The sequence below is a fragment of the Corynebacterium tuberculostearicum SK141 genome (assembly GCF_000175635.1).
GTDB classification, from domain to species: domain Bacteria; phylum Actinomycetota; class Actinomycetes; order Mycobacteriales; family Mycobacteriaceae; genus Corynebacterium; species Corynebacterium tuberculostearicum_C.
The window spans coordinates 20,832-44,481 of record NZ_ACVP01000015.1 but is presented as its reverse complement, the minus strand read 5'-3'; the positions used below and the strand labels follow the sequence as shown (position 1 = coordinate 44,481).

Annotated in this window: 24 protein-coding genes and 4 tRNA genes; 8 read left to right on the top strand and 20 right to left on the bottom strand. The window is 61.7% G+C overall.

The window, feature by feature from the left end; all coding sequences use genetic code 11:
• Positions 1 to 6 precede the first annotated feature (6 nt).
• Genes CORTU0001_RS05130 through CORTU0001_RS05120 form a run of 3 tightly spaced genes read left to right on the top strand, consistent with a single transcriptional unit; the run spans position 7 to position 3,706 of the window.
• On the top strand, positions 7 to 1,023 hold the full coding sequence (locus tag CORTU0001_RS05130; RefSeq protein ID WP_005327969.1) for a pyridoxal-phosphate dependent enzyme: 1,017 nt from the start codon (positions 7 to 9) through the stop codon (positions 1,021 to 1,023).
• A complete protein-coding gene (locus CORTU0001_RS05125; RefSeq protein WP_005327967.1) occupies positions 1,020 to 2,321 on the top strand; it encodes an FAD/NAD(P)-binding protein in 1,302 nt (433 codons plus the stop codon). The genes CORTU0001_RS05130 and CORTU0001_RS05125 overlap by 4 nt, the downstream gene beginning before the upstream one ends.
• The gene (locus CORTU0001_RS05120) at positions 2,318 to 3,706 is read left to right on the top strand and encodes a type III PLP-dependent enzyme domain-containing protein (protein ID WP_005327965.1); all 1,389 of its coding nucleotides are present in this window, start codon (positions 2,318 to 2,320) and stop codon (positions 3,704 to 3,706) included. The genes CORTU0001_RS05125 and CORTU0001_RS05120 overlap by 4 nt, the downstream gene beginning before the upstream one ends.
• An 84-nt stretch (positions 3,707 to 3,790) precedes the next feature.
• On the opposite strand, the gene rplA is transcribed toward CORTU0001_RS05120, so the two are convergent.
• The 7 genes from rplA to CORTU0001_RS05085 form a co-directional block, all read right to left on the bottom strand.
• Positions 3,791 to 4,495 carry a 50S ribosomal protein L1 gene (gene rplA, locus CORTU0001_RS05115; RefSeq protein ID WP_005327963.1) on the bottom strand — a complete coding sequence of 235 codons (705 nt, stop codon included), beginning with the start codon at positions 4,493 to 4,495 and terminating at the stop codon, positions 3,791 to 3,793.
• A gap of 68 nt (positions 4,496 to 4,563) precedes the next feature.
• Positions 4,564 to 5,007 carry a 50S ribosomal protein L11 gene (gene rplK, locus CORTU0001_RS05110; protein WP_005327961.1) on the bottom strand — a complete coding sequence of 148 codons (444 nt, stop codon included), beginning with the start codon at positions 5,005 to 5,007 and terminating at the stop codon, positions 4,564 to 4,566.
• A 172-nt stretch (positions 5,008 to 5,179) separates the two neighbouring features.
• Entirely contained in the window at positions 5,180 to 6,100 is a 921-nt protein-coding gene (gene nusG / locus CORTU0001_RS05105) for a transcription termination/antitermination protein NusG (RefSeq protein ID WP_005327959.1), read from the bottom strand.
• Positions 6,101 to 6,228: 128 nt separating this feature from the next.
• Complete coding sequence (gene secE / locus CORTU0001_RS05100; RefSeq protein WP_005327956.1) at positions 6,229 to 6,561, bottom strand: preprotein translocase subunit SecE; 333 nt, start codon at positions 6,559 to 6,561, stop codon at positions 6,229 to 6,231.
• 207 nt (positions 6,562 to 6,768) lie between these two features.
• A tRNA-Trp gene (locus tag CORTU0001_RS05095) sits at positions 6,769 to 6,841 on the bottom strand.
• Positions 6,842 to 6,981: 140 nt separating this feature from the next.
• Positions 6,982 to 7,053 (bottom strand) — tRNA-Met (locus tag CORTU0001_RS05090).
• A 38-nt stretch (positions 7,054 to 7,091) separates the two neighbouring features.
• Positions 7,092 to 7,167: transfer RNA gene (locus CORTU0001_RS05085), tRNA-Thr, on the bottom strand.
• A 439-nt stretch (positions 7,168 to 7,606) separates the two neighbouring features.
• On the opposite strand from CORTU0001_RS05085, the gene deoD reads away from it, so the two are divergent.
• The 4 genes from deoD to CORTU0001_RS05065 are packed head-to-tail and all read left to right on the top strand — an operon-like array spanning position 7,607 to position 11,959.
• Positions 7,607 to 8,332 (top strand): purine-nucleoside phosphorylase, encoded by a 726-nt coding sequence (deoD, locus tag CORTU0001_RS05080; RefSeq protein ID WP_005327952.1) that lies wholly within the window; start codon positions 7,607 to 7,609, stop codon positions 8,330 to 8,332.
• A gap of 16 nt (positions 8,333 to 8,348) precedes the next feature.
• On the top strand, positions 8,349 to 9,716 hold the full coding sequence (locus tag CORTU0001_RS05075; RefSeq protein WP_005327950.1) for an MFS transporter: 1,368 nt from the start codon (positions 8,349 to 8,351) through the stop codon (positions 9,714 to 9,716).
• 11 nt (positions 9,717 to 9,727) lie between these two features.
• Positions 9,728 to 10,375, top strand: coding sequence for a deoxyribose-phosphate aldolase (gene deoC, locus CORTU0001_RS05070; RefSeq protein WP_005327948.1), 648 nt, complete (start codon positions 9,728 to 9,730; stop codon positions 10,373 to 10,375).
• 3 nt (positions 10,376 to 10,378) lie between these two features.
• The gene (locus CORTU0001_RS05065; RefSeq protein WP_005327946.1) at positions 10,379 to 11,959 is read left to right on the top strand and encodes a phospho-sugar mutase; all 1,581 of its coding nucleotides are present in this window, start codon (positions 10,379 to 10,381) and stop codon (positions 11,957 to 11,959) included.
• Here CORTU0001_RS05065 and CORTU0001_RS11865 read toward each other — a convergent pair.
• The 8 genes from CORTU0001_RS11865 to CORTU0001_RS05025 all read right to left on the bottom strand — a co-directional run bounded on the left by CORTU0001_RS11865 (position 11,956) and on the right by CORTU0001_RS05025 (position 17,346).
• The gene (locus tag CORTU0001_RS11865) at positions 11,956 to 12,540 is read right to left on the bottom strand and encodes a DUF2335 domain-containing protein (protein WP_198492477.1); all 585 of its coding nucleotides are present in this window, start codon (positions 12,538 to 12,540) and stop codon (positions 11,956 to 11,958) included. The two genes, CORTU0001_RS05065 and CORTU0001_RS11865, sit on opposite strands and share 4 nt — an antisense overlap.
• A 459-nt stretch (positions 12,541 to 12,999) precedes the next feature.
• Positions 13,000 to 13,242 carry a YlcI/YnfO family protein gene (locus CORTU0001_RS05055; RefSeq protein ID WP_005322913.1) on the bottom strand — a complete coding sequence of 81 codons (243 nt, stop codon included), beginning with the start codon at positions 13,240 to 13,242 and terminating at the stop codon, positions 13,000 to 13,002.
• 88 nt (positions 13,243 to 13,330) lie between these two features.
• Complete coding sequence (locus CORTU0001_RS05050) at positions 13,331 to 13,693, bottom strand: DoxX family protein (RefSeq protein WP_005292602.1); 363 nt, start codon at positions 13,691 to 13,693, stop codon at positions 13,331 to 13,333.
• A complete protein-coding gene (locus CORTU0001_RS05045) occupies positions 13,690 to 14,265 on the bottom strand; it encodes a TetR/AcrR family transcriptional regulator (protein WP_005292598.1) in 576 nt (191 codons plus the stop codon). The genes CORTU0001_RS05050 and CORTU0001_RS05045 overlap by 4 nt, the downstream gene beginning before the upstream one ends.
• A gap of 62 nt (positions 14,266 to 14,327) precedes the next feature.
• A complete protein-coding gene (locus CORTU0001_RS05040; protein ID WP_005292595.1) occupies positions 14,328 to 14,717 on the bottom strand; it encodes an NUDIX hydrolase in 390 nt (129 codons plus the stop codon).
• A 20-nt stretch (positions 14,718 to 14,737) separates the two neighbouring features.
• Positions 14,738 to 15,922: an Nramp family divalent metal transporter gene (locus CORTU0001_RS05035; protein ID WP_005327945.1), complete on the bottom strand. Its 1,185-nt coding sequence runs from the start codon at positions 15,920 to 15,922 to the stop codon at positions 14,738 to 14,740.
• A 227-nt stretch (positions 15,923 to 16,149) separates the two neighbouring features.
• A tRNA-Tyr gene (locus CORTU0001_RS05030) sits at positions 16,150 to 16,231 on the bottom strand.
• 110 nt (positions 16,232 to 16,341) lie between these two features.
• Entirely contained in the window at positions 16,342 to 17,346 is a 1,005-nt protein-coding gene (locus tag CORTU0001_RS05025) for a polyprenyl synthetase family protein (RefSeq protein ID WP_005327943.1), read from the bottom strand.
• A gap of 98 nt (positions 17,347 to 17,444) precedes the next feature.
• Here CORTU0001_RS05025 and CORTU0001_RS05020 point away from each other — a divergent pair, with 98 nt between their 5' ends.
• On the top strand, positions 17,445 to 18,710 hold the full coding sequence (locus CORTU0001_RS05020) for a geranylgeranyl reductase family protein (protein ID WP_034668217.1): 1,266 nt from the start codon (positions 17,445 to 17,447) through the stop codon (positions 18,708 to 18,710).
• Between the two features lie 42 nt (positions 18,711 to 18,752).
• Here CORTU0001_RS05020 and CORTU0001_RS05015 read toward each other — a convergent pair whose 3' ends face one another.
• Genes CORTU0001_RS05015 through CORTU0001_RS04995 form a run of 5 tightly spaced genes read right to left on the bottom strand, consistent with a single transcriptional unit; the run spans position 18,753 to position 23,599 of the window.
• Positions 18,753 to 19,442: a demethylmenaquinone methyltransferase gene (locus CORTU0001_RS05015; RefSeq protein ID WP_005322922.1), complete on the bottom strand. Its 690-nt coding sequence runs from the start codon at positions 19,440 to 19,442 to the stop codon at positions 18,753 to 18,755.
• Between the two features lie 11 nt (positions 19,443 to 19,453).
• Complete coding sequence (locus CORTU0001_RS05010) at positions 19,454 to 20,653, bottom strand: glycosyltransferase family 4 protein (protein WP_034668267.1); 1,200 nt, start codon at positions 20,651 to 20,653, stop codon at positions 19,454 to 19,456.
• Between the two features lie 60 nt (positions 20,654 to 20,713).
• Positions 20,714 to 21,184: a DUF3592 domain-containing protein gene (locus tag CORTU0001_RS05005; protein WP_005327939.1), complete on the bottom strand. Its 471-nt coding sequence runs from the start codon at positions 21,182 to 21,184 to the stop codon at positions 20,714 to 20,716.
• Complete coding sequence (gene menD, locus CORTU0001_RS05000) at positions 21,185 to 22,807, bottom strand: 2-succinyl-5-enolpyruvyl-6-hydroxy-3-cyclohexene-1-carboxylic-acid synthase (protein WP_005327937.1); 1,623 nt, start codon at positions 22,805 to 22,807, stop codon at positions 21,185 to 21,187.
• Positions 22,808 to 22,864: 57 nt separating this feature from the next.
• Positions 22,865 to 23,599 carry a hypothetical protein gene (locus tag CORTU0001_RS04995; RefSeq protein ID WP_005327935.1) on the bottom strand — a complete coding sequence of 245 codons (735 nt, stop codon included), beginning with the start codon at positions 23,597 to 23,599 and terminating at the stop codon, positions 22,865 to 22,867.
• Between the last annotated feature and the right edge of the window lie 51 nt (positions 23,600 to 23,650).

Genomic DNA, 23,650 nt, shown 5'->3' with positions numbered 1-23,650 from the left:
TCTACCATGGGGCCAATGATGAGCCCCAGGATTCATTCTCAAGCGCACCCGCCCATTGGCAATACCCCACTCATGCGAGTAGAGGCGATTAGTCCCCGGCCGGATGTCCACCTCTATCTCAAACTCGAACAATTCAACCTCGGCGGTTCTGCAAAAGACCGGACCGCCCGAGCCCTTATCCAGGCGGCGCTTGCAGCCGGCGATATCCGCCCGGGTTCGACGCTGGTGGAATCTTCCTCCGGCAACCTGGGCATGGCTCTAGCTCGCCAGGCCCCGCTGCAAGGAATGAAGTTCCATTGCGTGGTGGATCCGCGGGTCAACGCCTCCACGGTGGCTACCATGCGGGCCTACGGCGCACACGTGGAATTGCTCGACCACCCCGATCCAGAAACCGGCGATTGGCTCACCGCCCGCCGCACCCGCGTGGCCGAGCTTTTGGAAGAGATCCCTGATTCTTTCAACCTCAACCAGTACTCCAATGAAGCCGCCTTCCACGCCCACGCGGAGGGCACTATGGCGGAGATTCTGGACCAGCTCGGCCAGGCGCCCAGCCACCTGCTCGTGGCTATGAGCACCACCGGAACCCTTGGCGGTTGCGTACGCAAGCTCTCCGAGCTGGGCGCCGACACCCACACAATCGGCGTTGATGCGGAAGGCTCCGTGCTTTTTGGTGGTGAGCGTGGCACCCGCATGCTGCCTGGCTATGGCGCCGGAATCGTAACCGAACTATCCACCAAGTTTTCGCCTTCGTCCGTGGAGAGGGTTCCGGACCTCGATGCCATCGTTGCCGCCCGACAGCTCGCCCAAGCAGAGGGCCTACTGCCTGGCGCTTCCGGCGGTGCCGTCATCGCCGCCTTCCAACGCCTCGCGCCCTCCCTGCCGGCAGGGGCTGAAGTGGTTGCCGTGCTGCACGACGCCGGCCAGCCTTACCTCGACACCATCTATAACGACTCCTGGGTGTGCGAAAACTTCGACATTTCGCCCGCTGAACTTGCCGCGCGCATCGAGGGGTCGGCGCAGTGACTTCTCCTCGTCCTGCCCGCCGCATTGCCATCATTGGAGCTGGCCCGCGCGGCCTGTGGGCCGTAGAGGAACTCATCGAGCGCGCCCGCGTTCCGCTCGATGTCACCGTTTTTGACCCCTACCCCGCCGGTGCTGGCGCCGTCTACCGTCCGCAGCAGCCGCTACAGTGGCGCCTCAACGTCAACTGCGCCATCGTCACCACTGCCCACGATAGTTTCAACGCCTGGCGCACCCGCCGCGGTGAAGACACCACCGATGCCTTCCCGCCGCGGGCCCAGGTGGGCCAATTCCTCGCCGATACCTGGTCCGCAGCAGTGCGCCGCGCGCCGGCCCACGTTCGCATCCGGCACCTGCCGCACCGCGTGACCGCGGTAAGCGCCGACGGAGAAGGTTTCATGGTCGATGGCTCCCCCTTCGACGAGGTCCTAGTCTGTACCGGCCACGACCATCTCCACGCTGGTTCTTTGGCCTATGAGGCCTCCTGCGTACCGGTCACCGGTCTCTACTTCGGTGCCGATCTCCCCAGCTCCGCACGGCGGATCGGCGTACGCGGTGCTGCCTTGAGCTTCATCGATGTGTGCCTGCTGTATGGCGATACCGCCGAAACCATCTACCCGGTTAGCCGCAGCGGGCGCTTCATGGAGGTAAAGCCCTCCCCAGAGACACCGCTGCCGGAGGTATCACCGCGGTGGCGGCAGGCCTGCGCGCATATCGACAACGCTGCGGAGCTGCGTGAGATCCTCATCGGGGCTGCAGGCGAGTTCGGTGACTTCTCAACTGGGGTCCTCGCCGCCGTTATCGACGGTCAGGATTTCACCGGCGATGCCGTCGCTGAGCTCGAGGCTTCCCTACGTGCGGCCGAAGGTACCGGTCCGCTCACCCCGGCCGCGGCCGTGGGCGCAGCGTTTCGTGGGGTATTCCAAGAATGCGTCGATTGGCACAAGGTGCATGGCCCCATGCCCGGCTTTCGCGAGCTTTCACGCACCCTTGAGCGCGTGGCTTTTGGTCCGCCACCGGTCACAGCTAGGCGTCTGCTCGAGCTGATCCACTCCGGTGTGGTCAATACCCACTACCTAGGCACGCCTGAGCAGATAGATTCCTGGCGGGAGAAGGGCGGCGTGGACCTGCTTATTGACGCCACCGTTGCTCCCCAAGCCACCCCCTCCCCCTTCCACGACGTTCCTGGCGTGGTGGAGATTGGCCGGATGAATGAGATCTCCCTGCCCGGCCATGACTCCCTTAACCGTTCCGTGCACGATGACATCCCCCGCTGGGCGGAGAAAGTAGGAAACCCATGACCACCACCCCTGTAGAACCACTACCCGTCCACGGCACCGTCCCCTTGCGCGCCCGGTGGGAACGGTGGATGCGTGAGCTCGTCGAAAACCCGCAGCACGTCAGCGCATTGACCTCGCGCTACGGTTCGCCGGTGAACGCGTTGAATCCCGCGCCGCTGCGCCACAATGCCCAGGAGTTGCTCAATGCGGGCGCTTCCCACGACGTGGAGACCCAGGTGTTTTTCGCACGCAAGGCCAATAAGGCGCTGTGTTTTGTCGATGCTGCGCGCGATGCCGGGCTCGGGGTGGATGTAGCCAGCGAGAACGAGCTCCGCCAAGTGCTTGACCGCGGTGTCGCCCCAGAGCGCATCATCCTCAGCGCCGCTATTAAAACCGATGGCTTGCTCCGCCTCGCGGTGTCGCGGGGAGTTACTATCTCCTGTGATTCTCGCGCCGAATCCCACCGCATCGCCGCCATCGCGCGAGATTTAGACACCACCGCTCGCGTGGCACCACGCCTGGCTCCAGATCCGGACTCCCTGCCTCCCACCCGCTTCGGCGAGAGGCTGCCTGCATGGCGGCAAGCCGAGTGGCCACAGGAGCTTCGTGTCGTGGGCGTCCACGTGCACCTGCATGGCTATAGCGAGGCCGACCGCCGAACCGCCCTTGCAGAGGCAATTGCCTTGATCGAGCACGTACGCGCATTGGGCCAGCCCGCAGATTTCATCGATATCGGCGGCGGCGTGCCCATGAGCTACCTGGAATCCCGCGAGCAGTGGGAGTATTACCTCGAGCGCATCGCCTCCCAACGCACCGGTACCGGCAAACCGTTCACGTGGAAAGCGGATCCGCTCTCCAATACTTACCCTTTCTGGCAGGAACCGACGCGCGGTCAGTGGCTGGACCAGCTCCTCTCCGGCGAGGTCCCCGGCTACGGCACCGCTGGCACGGCGCTACGCGAGCGGGACATCGCCCTGCATCTAGAGCCGGGCCGCAGCCTCCTCGACGGCTGTGGAGTGATCCTCGCCGAGGTGAGCTTCCTCAAAGAACGCTCTGATGGCCTGCCCCTTATCGGCGTGGCGATGAATCGCACCCAGTGCCGGACCGCCGCAGATGACATCCTGCTCGACCCCCTCCTGGTACCCACGGCTGGCCCGGCAAAGGAAATTTCCCGCGAGCCACGCACCGGCTTTGTGGTGGGTGCCTATTGCATTGAAGACGAGGTTATCCTGCGCCGCGAACTGGACTTCCCGGATGGCATTGCCGTGGGAGATACCCTCGCCATTCCGAATACAGCCGGGTATTTTATGCACATCCTGGAGTCTGCTTCCCACCAAATTCCTTTGGCGCGCAACGTCTACTACGACGGCGACGATTGGGCGCCAGACGATATTGACGCCGTGTAGCTGCAGGCGGGCTAAGACATAGCAAAAGGGCTTCGAGGAATTCCTCGAAGCCCTTTAGCTTTGAACGCAGTGCGTTAGAACTGCTTACGCGGTGTAATCCTTGACCACGGAACCGTCAACCGGGATGCCCGGGCCGGAGGTGGTGGAGATGGTAGCGCGCTTGATGTAGATGCCCTTAGCGGAAGAAGGCTTCAGGCGCTGGATCTCGTCCATGAGGGCGCCGTAGTTCTCAGCCAGCTTCTCAGCATCGAAGGATGCCTTGCCGATGATGGCGTGCAGGTTAGCAGCCTTATCAACGCGGAAGGAGATCTTGCCGCCCTTAACCTCAGCGATTGCCTTAGCAACGTCTGCGGTAACGGTGCCGGTCTTCGGGTTCGGCATCAGACCACGCGGGCCCAGGACGCGAGCAACGCGGCCAACCTTGGCCATCTGGTCCGGGGTAGCGATAGCAACGTCGAAATCGATGTTGCCCTCGTTGATCTGCTCGATCAGTTCAGCGGTGCCAACGATGTCAGCGCCAGCTTCCTGAGCGGCGGTAGCCTTCTCGCCCTCAGCGAAGACAGCAACGCGAACGTCCTTACCGGTGCCGTTAGGCAGGGAAACGGTGCCGCGAACCAGCTGGTCAGCCTTGCGTGGGTCAACGCCCAGACGGAAGACGACGTCAACGGTGGCGTCGAAGTTCTTGGAGGAGGTCTCCTTGGCCAGCTTGGTGGCCTCGATCGGACGGTACAGGCGGGACTTATCTACCAGTTCCGCAGCGGCCTTATAAGCCTTAGACTTGGTGCTCATTTAACAATTCCTTTTCTGGATTGGTGTGGTGTTCGGCGGGCCGTAGCTGGCCCTACCACATAAAGTTTTTACTTCTCCGGTGCGCCATCAACGGTGATGCCCATGGAGCGGGCGGTACCAGCGATGATGCGAGCGCCGTTCTCGATGTCACGTGCGTTCAGGTCCGCAAACTTGGTCTCTGCGATTTCCTTGCACTGATCCCAAGACACAGAGCCGACCTTGTCGGTGTGTGGGACGCCGGAGCCCTTCTTGATGCCAGCGGCCTTCAGCAGCAGCTTAGCTGCCGGCGGGGTCTTCAGCTTGAAGTCGAAGGAACGGTCCTCGTAGACGGTGATCTCAACCGGAACCACGTTGCCACGCTGGTTCTCGGTAGCGGCGTTATAAGCCTTGCAGAACTCCATGATGTTGACGCCGTGGGCACCCAGTGCCGGGCCAACTGGCGGTGCCGGGTTAGCGGCGCCTGCCTCGATCTGCAGCTTGATGAAGCCGGATACCTTCTTCTTAGGAGCCATCGAATTACCTCTTTCCTGTGTTACCGGGATGTCCGCCACGATGAATAACGGGACCCCGTCCGGATGCTCACCTTCAGTGGGCCACCGGAGGATGAAACGTTTTCTTATACGCACGCCAAAGGCGCACGGCGTTCCAGTTTAGAACACCGTGCGCCCTGCACAAAATCACTTTTTAGGAGATGCGCTCGATCTCGGTCGGCGACAGCTCCACTGGGGTCTCGCGGCCGAAGATGGATACCAAGCCCTGCATCTTGCCGGTCTCCGGGTCGATCTCGGAAATGGTCGCAGATACGGCGGCCAGCGGGCCGGACAGGATGGTCACGGCCTCGCCCACCTCGAAATCGTGCGCGTACTTCTTGGCCACTTCCTTCTCCGGCATAGCCACAACCTGCTCGCCCTCTGCCTCGTTCGGTGCAGCATCGCCCTTGGTGGACGGCGCCTCGTTGGGCATGAGGAACTTAGCCACGTCGCGGGTCTTAACCGGGGTGGCATTGCCCTCGTTGCCCACGAAGGAGGTCACGCCTGGGGTTTCGCGGATGACGGACCATGCGGCGTCGTTAAGCTCAGCGCGGACCAGGACGTAGCCCGGCAGCAGCTTGCGCTTCACGATCTTCTTCTTGCCGTCCTTGTTCTCCAGGACCTGCTCAATAGGTACAACGACCTCGAAGATGGAATCTTCTACCTCGAGGGTCTGGGCGCGCATGTCCAGGTTGGTCTTTACCTTGTTTTCGTAGCCGGAGTAGCACTGGATGATGTACCACTGGCCCGGCTGCTTCTTCAGTTCGCGGGTAAAGGCGCGCAGGCGCTTGCGGTAGGCGGCATCCTCGGACTCGTCTTCGCTGGCCTCAGGGGCTGCACCCTCGGCCTCTGCTTCGGTCGCTGCCGGTTCCGCTGCGTCGGCGGACTCGCCTGCAGCCTCGGTGGACTCAGCCGTTCCTTCAGCTTCCTCCGCTGCCGGAGCGGCTGGGGTAGCGTCTTCCTGTTGTGCTTCTTCCACGGAGCTAGCGTGCTCTGCCGCCTGCTCCTGCACGTTGGACTGCATTGCCTCTTCCAGGGAGGTGCCTACGGTTTCGACGTTATTCTCGTCGCTCATAATTCTTACTCCAAAAAATTCCTCGGCGCGTTGCGTAGGACCAGCCTACCCGCCCGCGTATGGGCAAAAAGTATCCCGCCGTTCCTTTAAGCGGAAACAGCGGGATAAAAGATTATGCGCTTATCTTACTAATCTGAGAGAACCTGCTCAACTCCGAGACCAGCCAGGGTGTCAACGCCCCAGACCAAAATGGTCAGCACGATAAGGAACGCAAAGGTAATGAGGGTGTACTGCAGCATCTCCTTAGCGGTAGGCCACACCACCTTCTTCATCTCGGATACGACCTCGCCTGGGAAGGCGGCTACGCCACCACCTGGGGTGTCATCGTGGTTCTTATCCTCGACGCGGACGACGTGCTTATCGGCGTAGTCCGCGGAGGACGTGGTAGCCGCACCAGAGAGCTGACGCTTACCGGTCGGGCGCGATGCACCCGAATTCTTCGGCTGCTGCTCATCGCTCACAGCTAACCCTCCTTGGGAACTAAATCTCATAGGGCGCTTAACGCGCACCTCCATAACTTTGTCAACCCTAGCAAAGCTTGCACAGCATGAAAAGCTGACCATGGCATTTGCCGGACGTGGCCTTGACAACATGTGGGCGGGCTAAGCGTCACGAAGAAAATAGGGCATGAAGAAACCCCGCCACCTGAGGTGACGGGGTTTACTATGCAGGGGCGACAGGACTCGAACCTGCAACCTACGGTTTTGGAGACCGTTGCGCTACCAATTGCGCCACGCCCCTATTCTTTTATTCCTCAATGCCTCAGCATCAAGCGTTGAAGACCTTACCAGAGCCATAGTTCCAATCCGAAACTAGGCACAGCCTGGACTGCCTTCAGCGCGGTAATAAAAAAGCGCCCTGCGGGCGCCTTTCTTTCCCGGTAGCGATGGCGAGAATTGAACTCGCGACACAGCGATTATGAGTCGCTTGCTCTACCACTGAGCTACACCGCCATATTCACCTTGGAGGAATTCCTTGCTCCAAACATGAATGGAGCCCCCTGACAGAATCGAACTGTCGACCTTTTCCTTACCATGGAAACGCTCTGCCGACTGAGCTAAGGGGGCACATCCTAGCGTTGAACACATCGCTATTTCGTTGTGCTCTCCGTTGCGGACCCCAATAATCTAACCTGCTTTCAACGTTTTACACAAATCGCCACGTCAGAGCGCAAAAATGCATAGCTCCTGTGACACCTTTTCGCGCCTTTTAAAGGCAGTTAGACAAACGGCATGGCAGCCCACCCTTGCGGACCGCTCGGCCACGCCTCCTACCGTGCGCCGGCAGCCGTGCGACGGCATGTGGATTGGGGTGTGGGAAAAAGGGGGCGTCGGCAAGCGTGGCAATGCTCACCGCGGGCATCCGCCTCGGCGCGCACGCTGGTGACTGAGTCCAGTGAGGCTTTCCGCAGTTGTTGAAAAGCTGCAAACAAGGCCATTGATTCGGGGCCCTGAGGGTTTAAGCTTGGTCTGTAAATCCCCCCACCCCATGCCAAGGAGCGAAGATATGTCCGCTACCGATATTGCCACCCCACACATCAATCCGCAGGGCGCACCCATTGCGGAAACCATCCTCCTGCCCGGTGACCCGCTGCGGGCGAAGTTCATCGCCGAGAACTTCCTGGAAGATACCGTCCAGTTCAACGGCGTGCGCAATATGCTGGGGTTTACCGGCACTTTTAACGGCAAGCCCATCTCCGTGATGGGCTCCGGCATGGGCATTCCCTCCATCGGCATCTACTCCTGGGAGCTCATCCACAACTACGGCGTAAAGAAGCTCATCCGTGTCGGCTCCATTGGCGCCATGCAGGAAGACATTGAGCTGCACGATGTCATCGTTGCTTCGTCCGCCTCCACTGATTCCAACTTCTTGAGCCAGTACAACCTGCCGGGCAGCTACGCCCCCACCGCCTCGTGGAAGCTCCTCAAGGCTTTGGTGGATCAGGCCGAAAAGCAGCAGGCCCACATCCACGTAGGCAATATCTTGAGCTCGGATATCTTCTACAACTTTGACCAGAACGTGAACGAGCGCTGGGCGCACATGGGTGTGCTCGGCGTAGAGATGGAATCCGCAGCGCTTTATGCCACCGCGGCTGAGGCCGGCGTCGACGCGCTGGGACTTTTCACCGTCTCCGACAACCTGGTGCACGATACCCACCTCTCCGCGGAAGAGCGCCAGACCGCCTTCCGCACCATGATTGAACTCGCGCTTCCGCTCAACGCGCTCGACTAAAAGGACCCTCTCCCCCGTGACTTCCACCCACCCCACCGCTTCCCCGCAGGACAAGCGGACAGGCTCCGCGGTAAACCCCAAGGTTGCCGTACCTATCCTGCTCTTTGTCTTCGTCTTCTCGCTGGTTATTGATAACGGCTTTAAGACGATGACCATGCCGATCGCCCAGGCGCTGGACATCTCCGTTAAAACCGCCTCCCTCCAGGCTTCCCTCGCCGGCGTAATCATCGGCATCGGCGCCGTGGTCTACGCCGCGCTGGCGGATTCCATCTCCATCCGCAAGCTCATGCTCACCGGCGTTGTCCTCATCGCCGTGGGCTCGCTTTTGGCCTTCGCCTTTTCCAGCTTCTGGCCCATGGTGCTTACCGGCCGCCTCATCCAAACCGCCGGCCTTGCCGCTGCGGAAACGCTGTATGTCATTTACGTGACCAAGCACCTGAGCGAGGCCGATCAAAAGACCTACCTCGGCTTTTCCACCGCCGCCTTCCAGGCCGGCCTGCTCATTGGCGCGCTGACCTCCGGCTTTATTTCCACTTATGTCTCATGGACGGCGATGTTCCTCATCCCGCTCATCCTCATCCTGGCCATCCCGCCGATTATCAAGCTGGTGCCGGAAGATGAGGCCGTGGAGGGCCACCTCGACGCCTTAGGCCTGTTTTTCATCGCCGTCTTCGCCACCGGCCTGACCATGTTTATGCAGGAATTCAACTGGGCATGGCTCATCTTTGCTGTCCTTGGCATCGTGGGTTTCATCATCCACATCGGTCACGCCAAGCACCCAGTGGTCACCCCGGAGTTCTTTACTAACGGCCGCTACGTGTGGACCATCCTCATGGTCTTCTTTGTCTACTCCACCCAGATGGGCTTTATCTTCCTGCTGCCATTTGCCGCACATGACCTGCACGGCATGAACATCGATAAGGCCTCCCTGCTGATGATCCCGGGCTATATTTGCGCCATCCTCATCGGTATTTTCTCCGGCAAGATCGGTGCCGTTTTGTCCTCTCGCGCCACCATCTACACCGCCTTCGCCCTGGTTGCCGGCGCGCTGGTGGCGGCGGCGCTCTTTGTGCAACTTCACGTTGCCGTACTCATCCTGGCCATCGTGGCCTTCGCCTCCGGCTTTGCGCTGATGTACGCCCCGCTGGTCAATACCGCGCTGCGCAATATCACCGCCGCCAAGTCCGGCATCGCCATTGGCTTTTATAACCTGACCATCAATATCGCCATCCCGCTGGGCATTGCATATACCGCAAAGTTGCAGGACCTCACCAGCTATAACACCGTGCTGTGGATCCTCGCGGCCGTCGCCGCCATCGGCATTGCCCTGTACGTCGTCTCTGACCTCAAGATGGCCCGTTCCGAATCCCGCCTCACCCGCTAAGGAGAACAATTATGACTTCCCGCACCGACGTTGCTTCCATCATCGACCACACCCTGCTCAAGCCAGAGTCCACCCCAGAACAATTCCGCGCCTTGGTGAATGAGGCGGCCGAGCTGGGCACCTACTCCGTCTGCGTTTCCCCGTCCGCCCTGCCCATCGAGGTTCCTGACTCCCTGCACATCGCCACCGTCGTGGGCTTTCCTTCCGGTGCCGTAAAGCCGGAGATTAAGGCCGCTGAGGCCGCCCGCGCGGTTGCTGATGGTGCCGAAGAGGTGGACATGGTCATCAATATCCCCCTGGCCATCGAGGGCCGCGCCAAGGACCTGCAGGCCGAAATCCAGGCCGTACGCGATGCCATCCCTGGCAAGGTGCTCAAGGTCATCATCGAGTCTGCCGCGCTTTCCGACGACGCCATTGTCCTCGCCTGCAAGGCCGCCGCAGCCGCCCAGGCGGACTTTGTCAAGACCTCCACTGGTTTCCATCCGGCCGGCGGCGCCTCCGTGCACGCCGTTAAGCTCATGCGCGAGACCGTAGGCGACAAGCTAGGAGTCAAGGCCTCTGGCGGCATCCGCACCGCCAAGGATGCCTTGGCCATGATTGAGGCCGGCGCAACCCGCCTGGGCCTATCTTCCTCCGCCAAGATCCTCGAGGAGCTCTAAGCCATGTCAAAGGCCGCCACCGTGGATTATGACTACGCCCGCACCTGGGCCGAGCACGACCCCGATCCGGACACCGCCCGCCAGGTGATGACCTGGATTGAAGAGGGCAATACCGACGAGCTCGCCGCCGCCTTCGCCGGTCCCCTCGCCTTCGGCACCGCAGGCCTGCGCGCCGCCGTGGGCGCGGGCGAGTCTCGCATGAATCGCGCCGTAGTCATCCGCACCACCTATGGGCTTATCTCCTGGCTCAAACAGCACGTGGACACCCCAGTGGTAGCCATTGGTTGCGATGCCCGCCACGGCTCCGCGCAGTTCCAGCGCGATGCCGCCCAGGTCATCTCCGCTGCCGGCGGCAAGGCCCTAGTCCTGCCGGCGCAGAACCCCACCCCTCTGACCGCCTTCACGGTCCGCTCGCTCAAGGCGGACGCCGGAATTATGGTCACCGCCTCGCATAACCCGCCGGCCGATAATGGCTACAAGGTCTACCTAGGCGGCCGCATCGCCACTGGGCCAGCAGAAGGCGTACAGCTGGTTTCGCCCGCCGATGCCGAAATCGCCGCCGCCATCGCCGCGGCACCCCATGCCGATGAAGTCCCGCTAACCACCGAGAACATCGCGGACGTCGATACCCGCGCCGAGTACCTCGACCGCGCCGCGCAGCTCGTGGGCGCGCATACCGATGTCACCATCGCACTTTCCGCCATGCACGGCGTCGGTGCCGCCTTGGGCGAAAAGCTCCTGACCCGCTGCGGTTTCCGCGTCTCGCTGGTTCCTGAGCAGGCCCAACCAGATCCCGATTTCCCCACCGTCTCCTTCCCCAACCCGGAAGAGCCCGGTGCCCTCGACCTAGGCATCCGCCACGCTGAGGAGATCGGCGCCGATATTCTTATCGCTTATGACCCGGATGCGGATCGCTGCGCCGCCGCTGTGCCCACGTCCTCAGGCACGTGGCGCCAGCTCACCGGCGATGAAACCGGCGCCCTTTTGGGCGATTACCTTGCCCGCCAGGGCGCGACAGGCAACTTCGCCAACTCACTCGTCTCCTCCCGCCTGCTCGGGCGCATCGCCGCCCACTATGGCCTCGGCCACGAAGAGACGCTCACCGGTTTCAAGTGGATCGCCCGCACCCCGGACCTCGCCTTTGGTTATGAGGAGGCCATTGGTTTCTGCCCCGACCCCACCGCTGTCCGCGACAAGGACGGCGTCGCTACCTCCGTAGTGCTCGCCAGCCTCGCGGCCGAGTGCAAGGCCGCAGGAACCACCTTGCTAGAGCGCCTGGAAGGCATCTACGCCACCGTGGGTGCCCTCTACACCCAGCCGCTGACCTTCCGCGTCGATGACCTCAGCATCATCGCCCAAGCGATGGATAAGGTCGCATCTACCCCGCCCACCGAACTGGCTGGCTCACCCGTGGCGAAGGTAGAGAAATTCGCCCAAGGATCCAAGTTCTTCACCGACAACGATGACCGTGTCATCGTGCGCCCCTCCGGTACCGAGCCGAAGCTGAAGTGCTACCTCGAATCCCCCGATGCCGACCGCCTCGATGCCATTGCGGCCGACCTGCGCGCCTACTTCGGGATTTAAACCCCTCCCCGCTCCGCGCTCTCTAACTGGTCCTTCTGAGATTGCTTAGGGCCAATGAGGATGCGGACTAGAGGGCTTGCTGCCGCCAGGCCCACCGCCGCAGTACCAACTATGGATTCCGGTGGGTCAAAAAGAACGAGTATCGCCGGTATAAGGATCAGCGCGCCGAAAATGACACCTACGGTTGTAAAGAGCCGTACTTTTGATTCAAATATCGCGTACTCGAAAGATTCTGCTGTAACTTTCCTATCGAGGACAATATCTGCATGAGCGTCCTCCATAATCCGATCGCCTGCGCCCGGCTGAATGTCATTGTGCTGTTTGATTATCTGTGGATGCGGAGTTGGCCCCTGAAGCGCCCACACAGCAATTTGGTCATCAAGGTTAGAAAGCCTATTTACGCCAGGGAGCGCTCCTCCAACTGGTGGGAAATCGCTACGTTTATTTTCCGGTGCGCCCGATAACTGCGAGTCCGATTGCGCAGATGCGCTTGCTGCGCTGCCTGCGCTACTCGCTGGCTTTGAAATAGGTGAATCTCGTTTACCCCGTCCAGCATCGTTCGGATCTTCTTCATATCCCATATCCTATCGCTTAACCCCGTACCTTCATCTCTACAGTGACTTTCTGTGCCTGATGGTATGGCTACCGAGCACGCCTGTTTGTACACAGCGCCTTAGAAAGGTGTAGTTTGCTGGTCCTGAAGGCCAAAATGAGAGGAGTTAAAGATTAAAGGACCCCACCATTCATCCTTAACAGTTTTGCTAAAGATTGCAGTTGGTATTTCATCATTGCTCTGCCTCGGCTATTTCATTGGCGGTTTGAATGCGGTATACGTTGCCAAGACCCTGGCGGGATCGGATTCCACCTCATTGCCAGATATTTCTCGCAGGCTAGGAAATGGCTTTTTCTACTTCAAGCCCGTTGCCACAACATCCAGGAGTCCAATTGTTTCATGCCGATTTAGAGCACTACTTAGCCATTGTTGAGCGGGTTTATGTTGCGGTGCAGCGGAGTGGAAGGCATAAACGAGAATGTTGACATCAGGAATGATCATCGAGTACCGCCCACACAGCTTCTTTGTTGCTGAGATCAACTAGAGCCGGTCCGCCGCAATCGAAGGAGGGCAGGTTAACGGGGGTGTCTTCGGTACTGATGCGGGCTTCCTTCTTGAGGGCAGCGCGGACCGCCTCTTCGACGTATGAGCTCAAAGTGACATTGTTGGCTTTGGCTTGGATCTTCGTTTCTTCAAGGAGTTTCGGCGGGAGGTTTATCGTCGTGCGCATACCTTTAGGGTAGAAAGCATCAAGTCATCATTCAAGAGGTGCAATGATGTATCTGCCTTCAGGAAGCCGTGAAAGGTTGACTGGTGTCTTAATTCAGTGCAAGCGTCAGGATCAGTACTCCGATGGAGAATGCGAGCATGCCTAAGCAGTTGATCCAGAATGCGCTACCGAGGAAGTGGGCGCGGACATGGGCTGCTGCGGCCGCGCAGAAATAGGCGATGACTCCAATCATGGCTGTGATTCCTACGCCGGGGAACCAGAGGCCGGCAATGAGTCCTACGGCGGCGAGGCACTTGATGACAATGAGCGCCCACCACCAGTCCTTGGGGAGTTTGACGCCGCTGAGGCAGGCTTCGATGAAGGGGACTGGTTTGAGGGAGAGGGCGGCGTCGCCAAGCAGAATGGCTGCTAGTAGAAGGGAGGGCCAGGCTGGGGAAGATTCTAGGATCATTGGGTTACTCCGAATGCGGTGTTGAGGCGTTCGATCGATGAGGCGGCTTGGGATGTGAGGTGCTCGGTGTCGTAGATTCCGGCGGCCCAGCCGATGAGTAAGCCGAGGTAGACGTTGTACAGCAGGTCGGCGTACTCGGCCGCATCGGCGCTGCTGAGCCTGGTGCCGAGTCGCAGGGTGATTTCATCGGTCAGGAGCGTTTTGAGTGCGGTGAGCGCTTCGCCTTGATTGCCTTGTTGGATGAGTGCTGCGCCAAAGGCGCGGGAGAGCTCTTCGTGGCCGGTAAACATCTGGAGGAAAGGTCTCAGGACATCGAGAAGGCTATCGGATTGTCCCCGGATGTCATCGTGGAGTTCTGAAATGTGTTGGCCAATGGTGCGGATGAGCAGCGTTTGTTTGTCGCCGACTCCCATGACGGTTCCCACGCTAACGCCAGCTTCGGATGCGATAGTCCGGATGCTGGTGGTGGCGTAGCCCTGAGTGAGGAAGAGTTCGTAGGCGGTGGCTAGGACCTTGCTGACGGTGCCAGCTTTGGCGGCCGAGCGCGATGAGTGAACGTGTTCAGTGAACATGTTCAAAAGGGTAGCTCTTGATGGTTTCGAGGTCAATGACGCCGAAGTGTTGACAGTTGGCGCTAGGCCAGCGTGGGGAAGACGCGGTCGCGCAGCAGGTGTGCAAGCTCGCGGTCGGGGGCTGCTGGGTTGACCCAGGCGGTGTCGCCGATTTCGGCGGCGGCATGGGGTTCGTCGGCGGTGACGGTGCGGGTGTAGGTGAAGATGGTGCCGACGACGACCTCGCCCGGTTCGTTGGCGGCGGGAGCGTCGAAGGTGCCGAGTTTGTTGAGGCTCTCGGCGTCGAGGGTGAGGCCTACTTCTTCGGCAACTTCGCGCAGGGCGGCGTCGACAAGCGCCTCGCCCGCCTCGGGCTTGCCGCCGGGCAGTTGGTACTTGGTGGAGGACTTCTTGCGCACGGTAAGCACGTGGCCTTGTGGGTTGCGGATGACGACGGCTGCTACTTCAATCATGGCTGCTGATTGTAGGCGGCCTAGAGCAGCGGCAGGAGCACGAGGGCGAGATTGAGTGCGATGACCAGCGCGGCAAGCGTCCAGCCCACGGCCATAGACCAGGGTTTCGCGGCGAACTCACCCATGACGTCCCGGGAGCCGGCATAGCGGAAAAGCGGGATGATGGCGAAGGGGATGCCCAGGGAAAGAAGTGCCTGGCTGACCACCAGTGCCATAGTGGGGTCGACCCCGCAGCCGATGATGACCAGCGCCGGGATGAGCGTGACCAGGCGGCGGACTAGTAGGGGGACCTTGATGTGAAGCAGGCCGTCCATGATTTCGGAGCCGGCGTAGGCGCCCACTGACGTCGAGGCGAGGCCGCTGGCCAGCAGGCCGATGGCGAAGAGAACGCCGGCCAGCGGGCCGAGGTGGCTGGCAATCGCCGTGTGGGCCCCGGAGATGGTCTCTGTGCCGTCCACGCCGTAGAGGGCCGAGCCCGCCAGGACCAGCAGGCCCACGTTGACGAGCCCGGCGATGGACAGCGCCACGGCGATGTCCGCGCGGGTGCCGGCCAGCACGTGGGGGATTTCCAGGTCGGGGTAGCGCTGCTTGGTCAGGGAGGAGTGTAGGTAAATGGCGTGCGGCATGACGGTGGCGCCCAACATGGAGGCGGCCAGCAGGATGCTGTCCTTGCCCTCTAGGCGGGGGATGAGGCCGCCGGCCACGTCGGCGGGGTCGGGCGGGGCGATGGCGAGGCCGGCAAGGAAGCCGATGCAGATGACCAGGAGCAGGCCGATGACAAGCCCCTCGAACCACTGGTTCTTCTTCTGGAAGATGAGGAGAATGATGGAGACCGCGCCGATGATGAGCGCGCCCGCGAACAGGGGGAGGTTGAAGAGGAGTTGCAGGGCAATGGCGCCGCCGATGACTTCGGCGAGGTCGGTGGCCGCGGCGATGAGCTCGGCCTGGGCCCACATGCCTAGGCGCGCGCGGCGGGAGAGACGCTCGCCCATGATTTCCGGCAGGGAGCGGTGGGTGGCTAGGCCCAGTTTGGCGGAGTGGTACTGGATGAACATGGCCATGAGGTTGGCCACGACGAGTACCCACACCAGGAGGTAGCCGTAGTGGGAGCCGGCGCTGATGTTGGCGGCTACGTTGCCGGGGTCGACGTAAGCCACTGCAGCAACGAAGGCGGGGCCGGTGAGGCTGATTAAGGTCTTACGCATAGGCATCTCCATACCAAAAGTTCAACTACTTGAAGTCTAGTTTTCATCGCCATATGTTCAAGCCAGGGGATCGCTGGGGTTTTCTTAGTTGTTTTCCTCGCCAGTGCTTATGCGGTGTGGCACAAGGCTAAAAGCTCCCGCACCCAGGAGCCCAGCGAGTAGATCCCGCCTCACAGCTGCAGGTACGCTTGAAACCCCGCAAGCTTTTGCTTGCGGGGTTCTTTCTGTGCCAGGTAGAAGATTCGAACTTCTGAAGGCAATGCCGGCGGATTTACAGTCCGCTCCCTTTGGCCGCTCGGGCAACCTGGCATGCACTGTGTGGTGCGAGTAAGTACTTTACTACGAACCACCCTCCCACCTACAAATCGCCAGCGCATGGGGGAAGAATGGGCGGGAAAAGAGGGGGCATCGCCAAGCAGCTAGCCCACGCGGCGCACGGTGTAATCCGCCAGTTGGCGCAGGGCCTGGCTCGCGGAGTTCTCCGGTAGCACGGCAAGCTGCTCCTCCACCGTCCGCAGGTAGGCATTGATGTCCTCCAGCGCCTTCTGACGGCCGCCAGACTGGTGCAGGAGCTCGATGGCGCGCTCCACCTCGGCGTCGGAATGCAGCGGGCCAGTAAGCAACTCACGCAGCTTGTCGCCCACTTCGCCCTCTTCCTCCAAGGCGTAGAGAACCGGCAGGGTAAAGACGCCCTCGCGCAGGTCCGTGCCCGGGGTCTTGCCGGACTCCTTGGGATCGGAGAAGATGTCGATGACATCGTCCACAATCTGGAAGATCATGCCGATGGCACCACCAATGCGGTGCAGGGCTGCGGCATGCTCGGCCGAGGCACCGGAGTGGTAGGCACCCAGGTAGCCAGCAGAGGCGATGAGCACCGCGGTCTTTTCACGGATAACGGCCGTGTAGTGCTCCACGGCATTGGCCTCACCCGCGCCGATGGTCTCGCGCATCTGGCCGGTCACCAGCTCTTCAAAGGTATCGGCAAAGTGGCCCACGGTGTGGGTATCCAGCTCACTCATCAGGCGGGAGGCATGCGCCAAGAGCGCATCGCCGGCGAGGATGGCCACGGAATTATTCCATCGCGAATTGGCAGATTCCACGCCGCGGCGGCGGTCCGCCTCATCCATGACATCGTCATGATAAAGGGTGGCTACGTGCACCATCTCCACGACGGTGGCGGCCTTAACAACCTCTTTGCAGCCCGGACGCGGACCATACTCGGAAGCCAGCAGCGCCATCATGGGGCGAAAGCGCTTGCCACCGGCCTTAGACAGGTGGCTGACCTTGTCCTTTAAGAAGTCCTGGCCGCGGTCGATTTCACTGCGCAGCTTGTCTTCTACTGCTTCCATGCCCGCACCAATGCGCTCGTTGAGCTGCGGATCACCAAGATCCACGTGCGTGGCATGCGATTGACCGTGAGTCATTAAATAGTGTTCCTTGCAACTAAAAGCCAGAGATAATCGATTACCTACCGTAGTCCAAACTGCGCCCCTAAACACACTCGAGGGGTCGAACTCATGCAATGATAGTCCTCATGTCGGAGCAGATCGATTCCCAAACCTATGTCGAGGTCGCCATCATTGGCGCTGGGCCTGCCGGAGCAGCCGCCGCGATTCATGCCGCACGCGCCGGCTATGACACCCTCCTTATTGATTCCGCGACGTTTCCCCGCGATAAAACCTGCGGCGACGGGCTCACCCCGCGCGCGATGCACCAGCTCGATGAGCTCGGCATTGCGGTCAACGCCTCCTATCGCAATCGCGGCCTGAAGCTGCACGGCTACGGCGGCGATATTACCGCGCCTTGGCCGGAGACCTACCCTTCCCAGGTGGGCACGGCCCTGCCGCGCTACCGCTTTGATGCCCTGCTTGCCGACGCCGCTCGGAACGCCGGCGCCACCCTCCTCACCGGCACCCCCGCCACCGATCCCGTGCTCGAGGGCAACCGCGTGACCTCCTTCCGCGTGGGCGAGGCGACCGTGCATGCCAAGTGGGTCATCGTGGCCGATGGCGTGCGCTCTACCTTTGGCAAGAAGCTCGGCCGCACCTGGCACCGCGAGGAGGTCTACGGCATTGCCGCACGCTCCTATGCTTCTTCCACCCATGCCACTGAGCCGTGGATGCACTCCCACGTCGAGCTCAAGGACGAAGAAGGCGATGTGCAGCCCGGCTACGGTTGGATCTTCCCGCTCGGCCCCGAGCTAGGCCAGGTCAACATCGGCCTCGGCGCGCTCTCAACCGCGCAGCGCCCCGCCAAGATCAACACCAAGAAGCTGCTCGAGTTCTACGCCGCCCAACAGCGCCCCGAGTGGGGACTCGGGGAAATTGAGCACGTTACCTCTGCCTTACTGCCCATGGGCGGCGCGGTGTCTAACGTGGCCGGCGCCAATTGGATGATCATTGGTGATGCCGCGGCCTGCATCAACCCCCTCAACGGCGAGGGCATCGATTATGGCTTGGAGACCGCCGCGCTGGCCGTAGGCCTGCTCGGCCCGAAGGATTTCACCCTGGCCTGGCCGGCCGTCTTGCGCGAGCACTACGGCGAGTCCTTCCTCTTGGCCCGCACGGCCGCGCGCTTGCTTACTTATCCGCAGTTCCTACCGCTGGCCGGTCCACTGGCCCTGCGCGGGCCCATCGGCCGCATGCTCATGCCGGCCGCCGCGCGCCTGATGGGCAACCTCATTACTGACGATGACCGCGACCTCATCGCACGCACCTGGCGCGCCGCCGGCCGCACGGTCTCGTCCCTTCGCCGCGATACGCCCCTCTGGGATTCGACCGCGGCATAGCCTCCCCGCCGCAGTCCTCTAGGCGCGGGCTCCGGCCCGCGCCTAGGCTGGCTTTACCGCCGAGTGCAGCGCCACGATGCCAAAGGTAAGGTTCTGCCAACCGGCCTCGGCCCAGCCATTGCGATTGATAACCGCGGCGAGCTCCTCCTGCCCAGGCCACGCGCGAATGGATTCTGCGAGGTAGATATATGCCTCCGGATTAGAAGAGACCAGGCGCGCTACCGGCGGGAGCAGGCGCATCAAGTATTCCTTGTACACGGTGCCAAAAATCGGTACCACCGGGGTGGAAAACTCCGCCACCGCAAGGCGCCCGCCCGGCTTGGTCACGCGCGCCATTTCGCGCAGGCCGAGCTCAAAGTCGTGGATATTGCGCAGGCCATAAGAGATGGTCACGGCGTCAAAGGTGTTATCCGCAAACGGCAGCTTCATGCCATCGCCAGCCACCTTGGGCACGTCGCGCTCACGCCCAGCGGCCAGCATGCCACGGGAGAAATCACACGCCACGCACCACGCACCAGACTTGGAAAGTTCCACGGTGGACACGGCGGTACCCGCTGCAAGGTCCAGGACCTTCTCGCCCGGCTTCAGGTTCAAACGCTCGCGGGTGCGCTTGCGCCAGTGCGCGTCCTGCCCAAAGGACAGCACGGTATTGGTGAGGTCGTATTTCTCGCCCACGGCGTCAAACATGCGCGCCACATCGAAGGGCTTTTTATCCAGATCTGCCTTAGACACAAATGATCAGTCTAGGCTACGCGGGCGCCAAGGGCACGAGCCGCCCACCGCGGCAGCTCCGGACGCTGGCCCAAAATGGTCAGCGGCACCCGGCGAGTATCCTCCAGTACCTCTTCGTAATAGCCCACGAGCTGCTCGCACAGCGCCTTCCACGTCTTGGAGGAAATGGACTCGCGAGCATTGTCCCGCATCTCCTGGTGAATCTCCGGATTGAGCAGAGCGTCCACCGCATTGGGGAGGTCTTCCACAAAGGTCTTTACCTCCAGCAGCAAGCCGTTATAGCCCTCGTCGATGAGGTCTACCGGGCCACCGGCCCGCGGCCCGATGGTCGGCACGCCGGAGGCCTGTGCCTCCTGGATGGACTGGCAGAAGGTCTCGAACTCGCCGGCGTGGACGAAGACGTCCAAGGAGGCATAGGCGGCAGCGAGGTCTTCGCCGGACAGCGCACCGGTAAAGACGGCACCGGGCAGCTGGGCTTCCAATAGCGGGCGCTCCGGCCCATCGCCCACGATGACCAGCTGGATATCCTCGCGCCCGTTGAGCGCCGAGAGGCGGTGCACGCCCTTTTCCGCGGCGAGACGACCAACGAATCCCACCACATTCTTGGTGCCGCTCGGATCCCAGCTGCGGCGCAGCTCCTCAGAGCGCTTGGAGGGGTGGAAAAGTTCTGCGTTCACGCCACGACCCCAGTGACGCACGTTTTTAATGTGGTGCTTTTCCAAGTCCCGGATGGTCAGCGAGGACGGTGCCAGCGTCATCTGGCAAGAGTTATGAATCGTGCGCAGCCACTCCCACACGCCATAGGCCAGCGCGGAGGCATGGTACTTGGTGGCAAAACCGGCAACATCGGTCTGGTACAACGCCACGGCGGGAACGCGCTGCTGGCGGGCGGAGAAAGCGCCAGCCGCGCCGAGTACGAAGGGGCTGGCCAGGTGGATGATATCCGGTTTGAAATCGCGCAGCGCCTCATCGACCGCCGTGGTAGGTACGCCCACCGGCAGCGAATCCACCAGCGGCACGCGCACGGTGGGCACGCGGTAGATGGGGAATCCTAGGTAGTCCGGGATTTCCTCTTGCCCCTCACGAGCGCCCGGCGCGATGACGATGGCCTCCTGGCCGGTCTCGTGCAGGTGCTCTAAAACGCGCAGCACGGAGTTGGTCACACCATTGACATTAGGAAGGAAGGATTCAGCCACGATCGCAACACGCATGCCACCATCATGGCCCATTTTCTTAAGTTTATGGTGAAGCCAGCGGAAAATCTTGGTTAATTATTTCTCCGCGCGGCGGGTAAAGAAGCTAATCAGCTTCCACAGCACGGCCGTGATGAGCGTGGCAACTACCCCTACCGAGAGCGCCGGGATGATGGCCAGCGTCCATTCGCGGCCTTCAACCTTGACCAGGTCTGGGTCGTCCTGGGCGTATTGCACCCACACCTGCTGGCCCTCGCCCAGCCCACTGGGATAGAGCAGCCCGTGCTGTGGGGTGTGGTAAATCCCCTCACTGTCTTGGAAATCCACCGTGGTGCGCAGCATGCCCACATCCTTAACCGTGGCCAAAGCGCGCGCGGGGTGGCTGGCGATGGCATGGTCATTCAGCGCCGGCCCGATGACCATGCCCACCACACCCACCAGCGCAGCCAGATACAGCGCCAGCGTCAGCTGGTGCAGGCGGCGACGATAGACCGCGGGCGTATAGCGCGGCACCACGGCCGCGTGCGGCTTATGCTGCGGCGGGGCCACTTACTGGCCTACCTTTGCGGTGAGCTTCTCATTAAGCGCCCGGCGCGTGGCACGGGTGGTCTTGGCCTCCACGACGGTAATCCCGGTGGAGTATTCCTTCAGCTCCGCCAACGTATCCAATAGCTCCTGCGGGGTGGTCACCTCACGGTAGTCTGCCTCGTAGGCTTCTGCCAGCTTGCCGACGTCCACCCCATGCGGCGTTCCAAACGCCGGCTCGAAGGACTCGCGCAGCGCATCGGCGCCTTGTTCCAGGGTTTCGAAGATGCCGCCGCCGTTGTCATTGGCCACCACGATGGTGAGGTTTTCCGGTCGCGCCTGGTCTTCCGGGATGAGCAGGCTATTCGCGTCATGCAAGAAGGTCACATCCCCCATGAGCGCCATTACTCGCGGGGCGCGCCAGTTGGTGGGATCCAGCGATTGCGTAGCCAAGGAAATGCCGATGGCTTGGGCGATGGTGCCGTCGATGCCAGCCGCTCCTCGCGGCGAGTACGTATCCACGCCGTCGAAAGGCAGGCCCACCATGGAGGCATCGCGCACCGGGTTCGAAGCGCCGAGCACCAGGGTGTCGTTGACGGAGAGCGTATCGCCCACTGCGGCCGCGACGTGCAGCCCGGTGAATCCCAGTTCCTCATCCTCGAGGGTCTCGCGCACCGCTTGTCCAGCCATATCGGTTGCGCCTTCGCAGATTTTCATCCACTCGCGGCTCGGCTCACCGGTGGCTTTGACGGTGGTGCCAAGCCGGGCCTCGTCGCCGCGCTGGTTGGTGAAGTCCTTGGTGCGCGAGAGCACCACCAGCTCAATATCCGGATCATTCATCAGCGCTAGCACGCCACGGTGCAGCGTCGGGTGCCCCACGACGATGACCTGCTCCACCTTAGTATTGACCACATAATCATTCGCGGAGACCTGCGCCTTGCGGAAGATATGCGCCGCCGCTGGATGCACCGGATGATACGGGCCCGGCGCGCTCGGCTCCGCGATGGTTGGTACGTCTTGGAGGCCTTCTACCTCCCAGGCCTCGTCACCCGCAATGACCAGCGTGTTCTTGCTCAAATCCACGGCCACCTCACCGTGGTCGACAAAGGCTGGTGCGGGCTCGCGCACGCCGTCGCCGGAGGTGTGGTCTGGCAAGGTGGCGTCGACAAGCGGGGCATCAAAGGCCACATTGATGTGTACCTGCAGGTCCTCGCGGAAGCGCTGGGCCATCGCCGCGATATCATCCGCGCCAGTGACCTGGGTGGTATCCGCATAGACGCCGAAGATGCCCTGCTGCTCGATGGTCTGCGACGCCCCCGTGCCCACCAAGCGCTCCGGCCGATCCGCACTAATGATGGCCAGCGGCGTATGGGAATAGTGCGCCTCCACCACGGCCGGCAGAGTATTGGCCACCGCAGTCCCCGAGGTCATCACCACGCCCACGTGGCGGCGCTGCACCCGCGCCATGCCCAGGGCGGTAAACGCTCCCCCGCGCTCGTCCAGGCGGGTGTGTACGCGAATATCATCACGCGCCAATAGCGCCAGCGACAGCGGCGCGTTGCGCGAACCAGGGCACAGGACGACATCCGTGAGGTGGCGCGCCAGTTGGGCGGCTACCTTCTCAGCCAACTGCATCGATTCATTCATGCCGCCCGATTTTACCTGCCCGCGCGCCATTTCCCTTACCGGGCAGGTGCTGGGCGCTTAGTTCTGGCTGGCCGGCTGCTCGCCGCCGCCCAGGAGGTCATTGAGGAGGCCCTCAATGTCCACGTCGCTGCCCTTATCCAGCTGGTCTTGTACCTCTGGTGGCAGCTCGGTCGGGATATCGGACGGCAGGTCATTCTGGAAGTCCGGCAGCTTCGGCAGATTATTGGAGTTCTCATCCTGCGAATCCGGATCTTCGGTCTGGGTCACGGTGGTGGGAACCTCCGTGGTCAGCGTTTCCGTCACCGGCTGGGGTTCCGGCTTATCCGCCTCGTCCGCGGCATTGCGCCACAGGAAAAACAGGACCGCCGCAGCCAGTACTGCAAGTACCGCGATGGCCGCGAAGACGCCGGCCATGGCGCCACCGCCGCCGCTCTTCTTCTTGCGCTTTTCCGGCTGGTCCGGATCGTAGTTCGACGGCACCGGCTCGTACTCGGGCTGCTGCGCGTACTGCTGGCCATATGCCTGCCCGGCCGGCTGCTGATAGTTCTGGCCGTAGCTTTGCTGCTGGCCGTAGCCCTGCTGGTAACCAGCGGCCGCATCGAATTGACGAGTCTCATTCTGCGGCTGCTGCTCGCCAGGGAAGTACTGCTTGGGGTGCTCGCGGCGCGCTTGGTCGCGGCTGGGGCCGGCGGCATTATCGGGCACGCGGCCAATCTGGCGCGTGGCATCATCCGCCGGGCTGGACCAGCTGCGGGTTTCATTATTATCGCCATGAGGGCCTTTAGAAGTCATACCCTCTACCTCTACCCCATTTTGCTGTGAGATCCCAGAGAGGTCTCCCAC

Coding starts and splice junctions, on each gene's coding strand:
- CORTU0001_RS05130 (WP_005327969.1), top strand. CDS start 7: ATGGGGCCAATGATGAGCCCCAGGATTCATTCTCAAGCGCACCCGCCC.
- CORTU0001_RS05120 (WP_005327965.1), top strand. CDS start 2,318: ATGACCACCACCCCTGTAGAACCACTACCCGTCCACGGCACCGTCCCC.
- rplA (WP_005327963.1), bottom strand. CDS start 4,495: ATGAGCACCAAGTCTAAGGCTTATAAGGCCGCTGCGGAACTGGTAGAT.
- rplK (WP_005327961.1), bottom strand. CDS start 5,007: ATGGCTCCTAAGAAGAAGGTATCCGGCTTCATCAAGCTGCAGATCGAG.
- nusG (WP_005327959.1), bottom strand. CDS start 6,100: ATGAGCGACGAGAATAACGTCGAAACCGTAGGCACCTCCCTGGAAGAG.
- deoD (WP_005327952.1), top strand. CDS start 7,607: ATGTCCGCTACCGATATTGCCACCCCACACATCAATCCGCAGGGCGCA.
- deoC (WP_005327948.1), top strand. CDS start 9,728: ATGACTTCCCGCACCGACGTTGCTTCCATCATCGACCACACCCTGCTC.
- CORTU0001_RS05065 (WP_005327946.1), top strand. CDS start 10,379: ATGTCAAAGGCCGCCACCGTGGATTATGACTACGCCCGCACCTGGGCC.
- CORTU0001_RS11865 (WP_198492477.1), bottom strand. CDS start 12,540: ATGGGATATGAAGAAGATCCGAACGATGCTGGACGGGGTAAACGAGAT.
- CORTU0001_RS05055 (WP_005322913.1), bottom strand. CDS start 13,242: ATGCGCACGACGATAAACCTCCCGCCGAAACTCCTTGAAGAAACGAAG.
- CORTU0001_RS05050 (WP_005292602.1), bottom strand. CDS start 13,693: ATGATCCTAGAATCTTCCCCAGCCTGGCCCTCCCTTCTACTAGCAGCC.
- CORTU0001_RS05045 (WP_005292598.1), bottom strand. CDS start 14,265: ATGTTCACTGAACACGTTCACTCATCGCGCTCGGCCGCCAAAGCTGGC.
- CORTU0001_RS05040 (WP_005292595.1), bottom strand. CDS start 14,717: ATGATTGAAGTAGCAGCCGTCGTCATCCGCAACCCACAAGGCCACGTG.
- CORTU0001_RS05035 (WP_005327945.1), bottom strand. CDS start 15,922: ATGCGTAAGACCTTAATCAGCCTCACCGGCCCCGCCTTCGTTGCTGCA.
- CORTU0001_RS05025 (WP_005327943.1), bottom strand. CDS start 17,346: ATGACTCACGGTCAATCGCATGCCACGCACGTGGATCTTGGTGATCCG.
- CORTU0001_RS05020 (WP_034668217.1), top strand. CDS start 17,445: ATGATAGTCCTCATGTCGGAGCAGATCGATTCCCAAACCTATGTCGAG.
- CORTU0001_RS05010 (WP_034668267.1), bottom strand. CDS start 20,653: ATGCGTGTTGCGATCGTGGCTGAATCCTTCCTTCCTAATGTCAATGGT.
- menD (WP_005327937.1), bottom strand. CDS start 22,807: ATGAATGAATCGATGCAGTTGGCTGAGAAGGTAGCCGCCCAACTGGCG.
- CORTU0001_RS04995 (WP_005327935.1), bottom strand. CDS start 23,599: ATGACTTCTAAAGGCCCTCATGGCGATAATAATGAAACCCGCAGCTGG.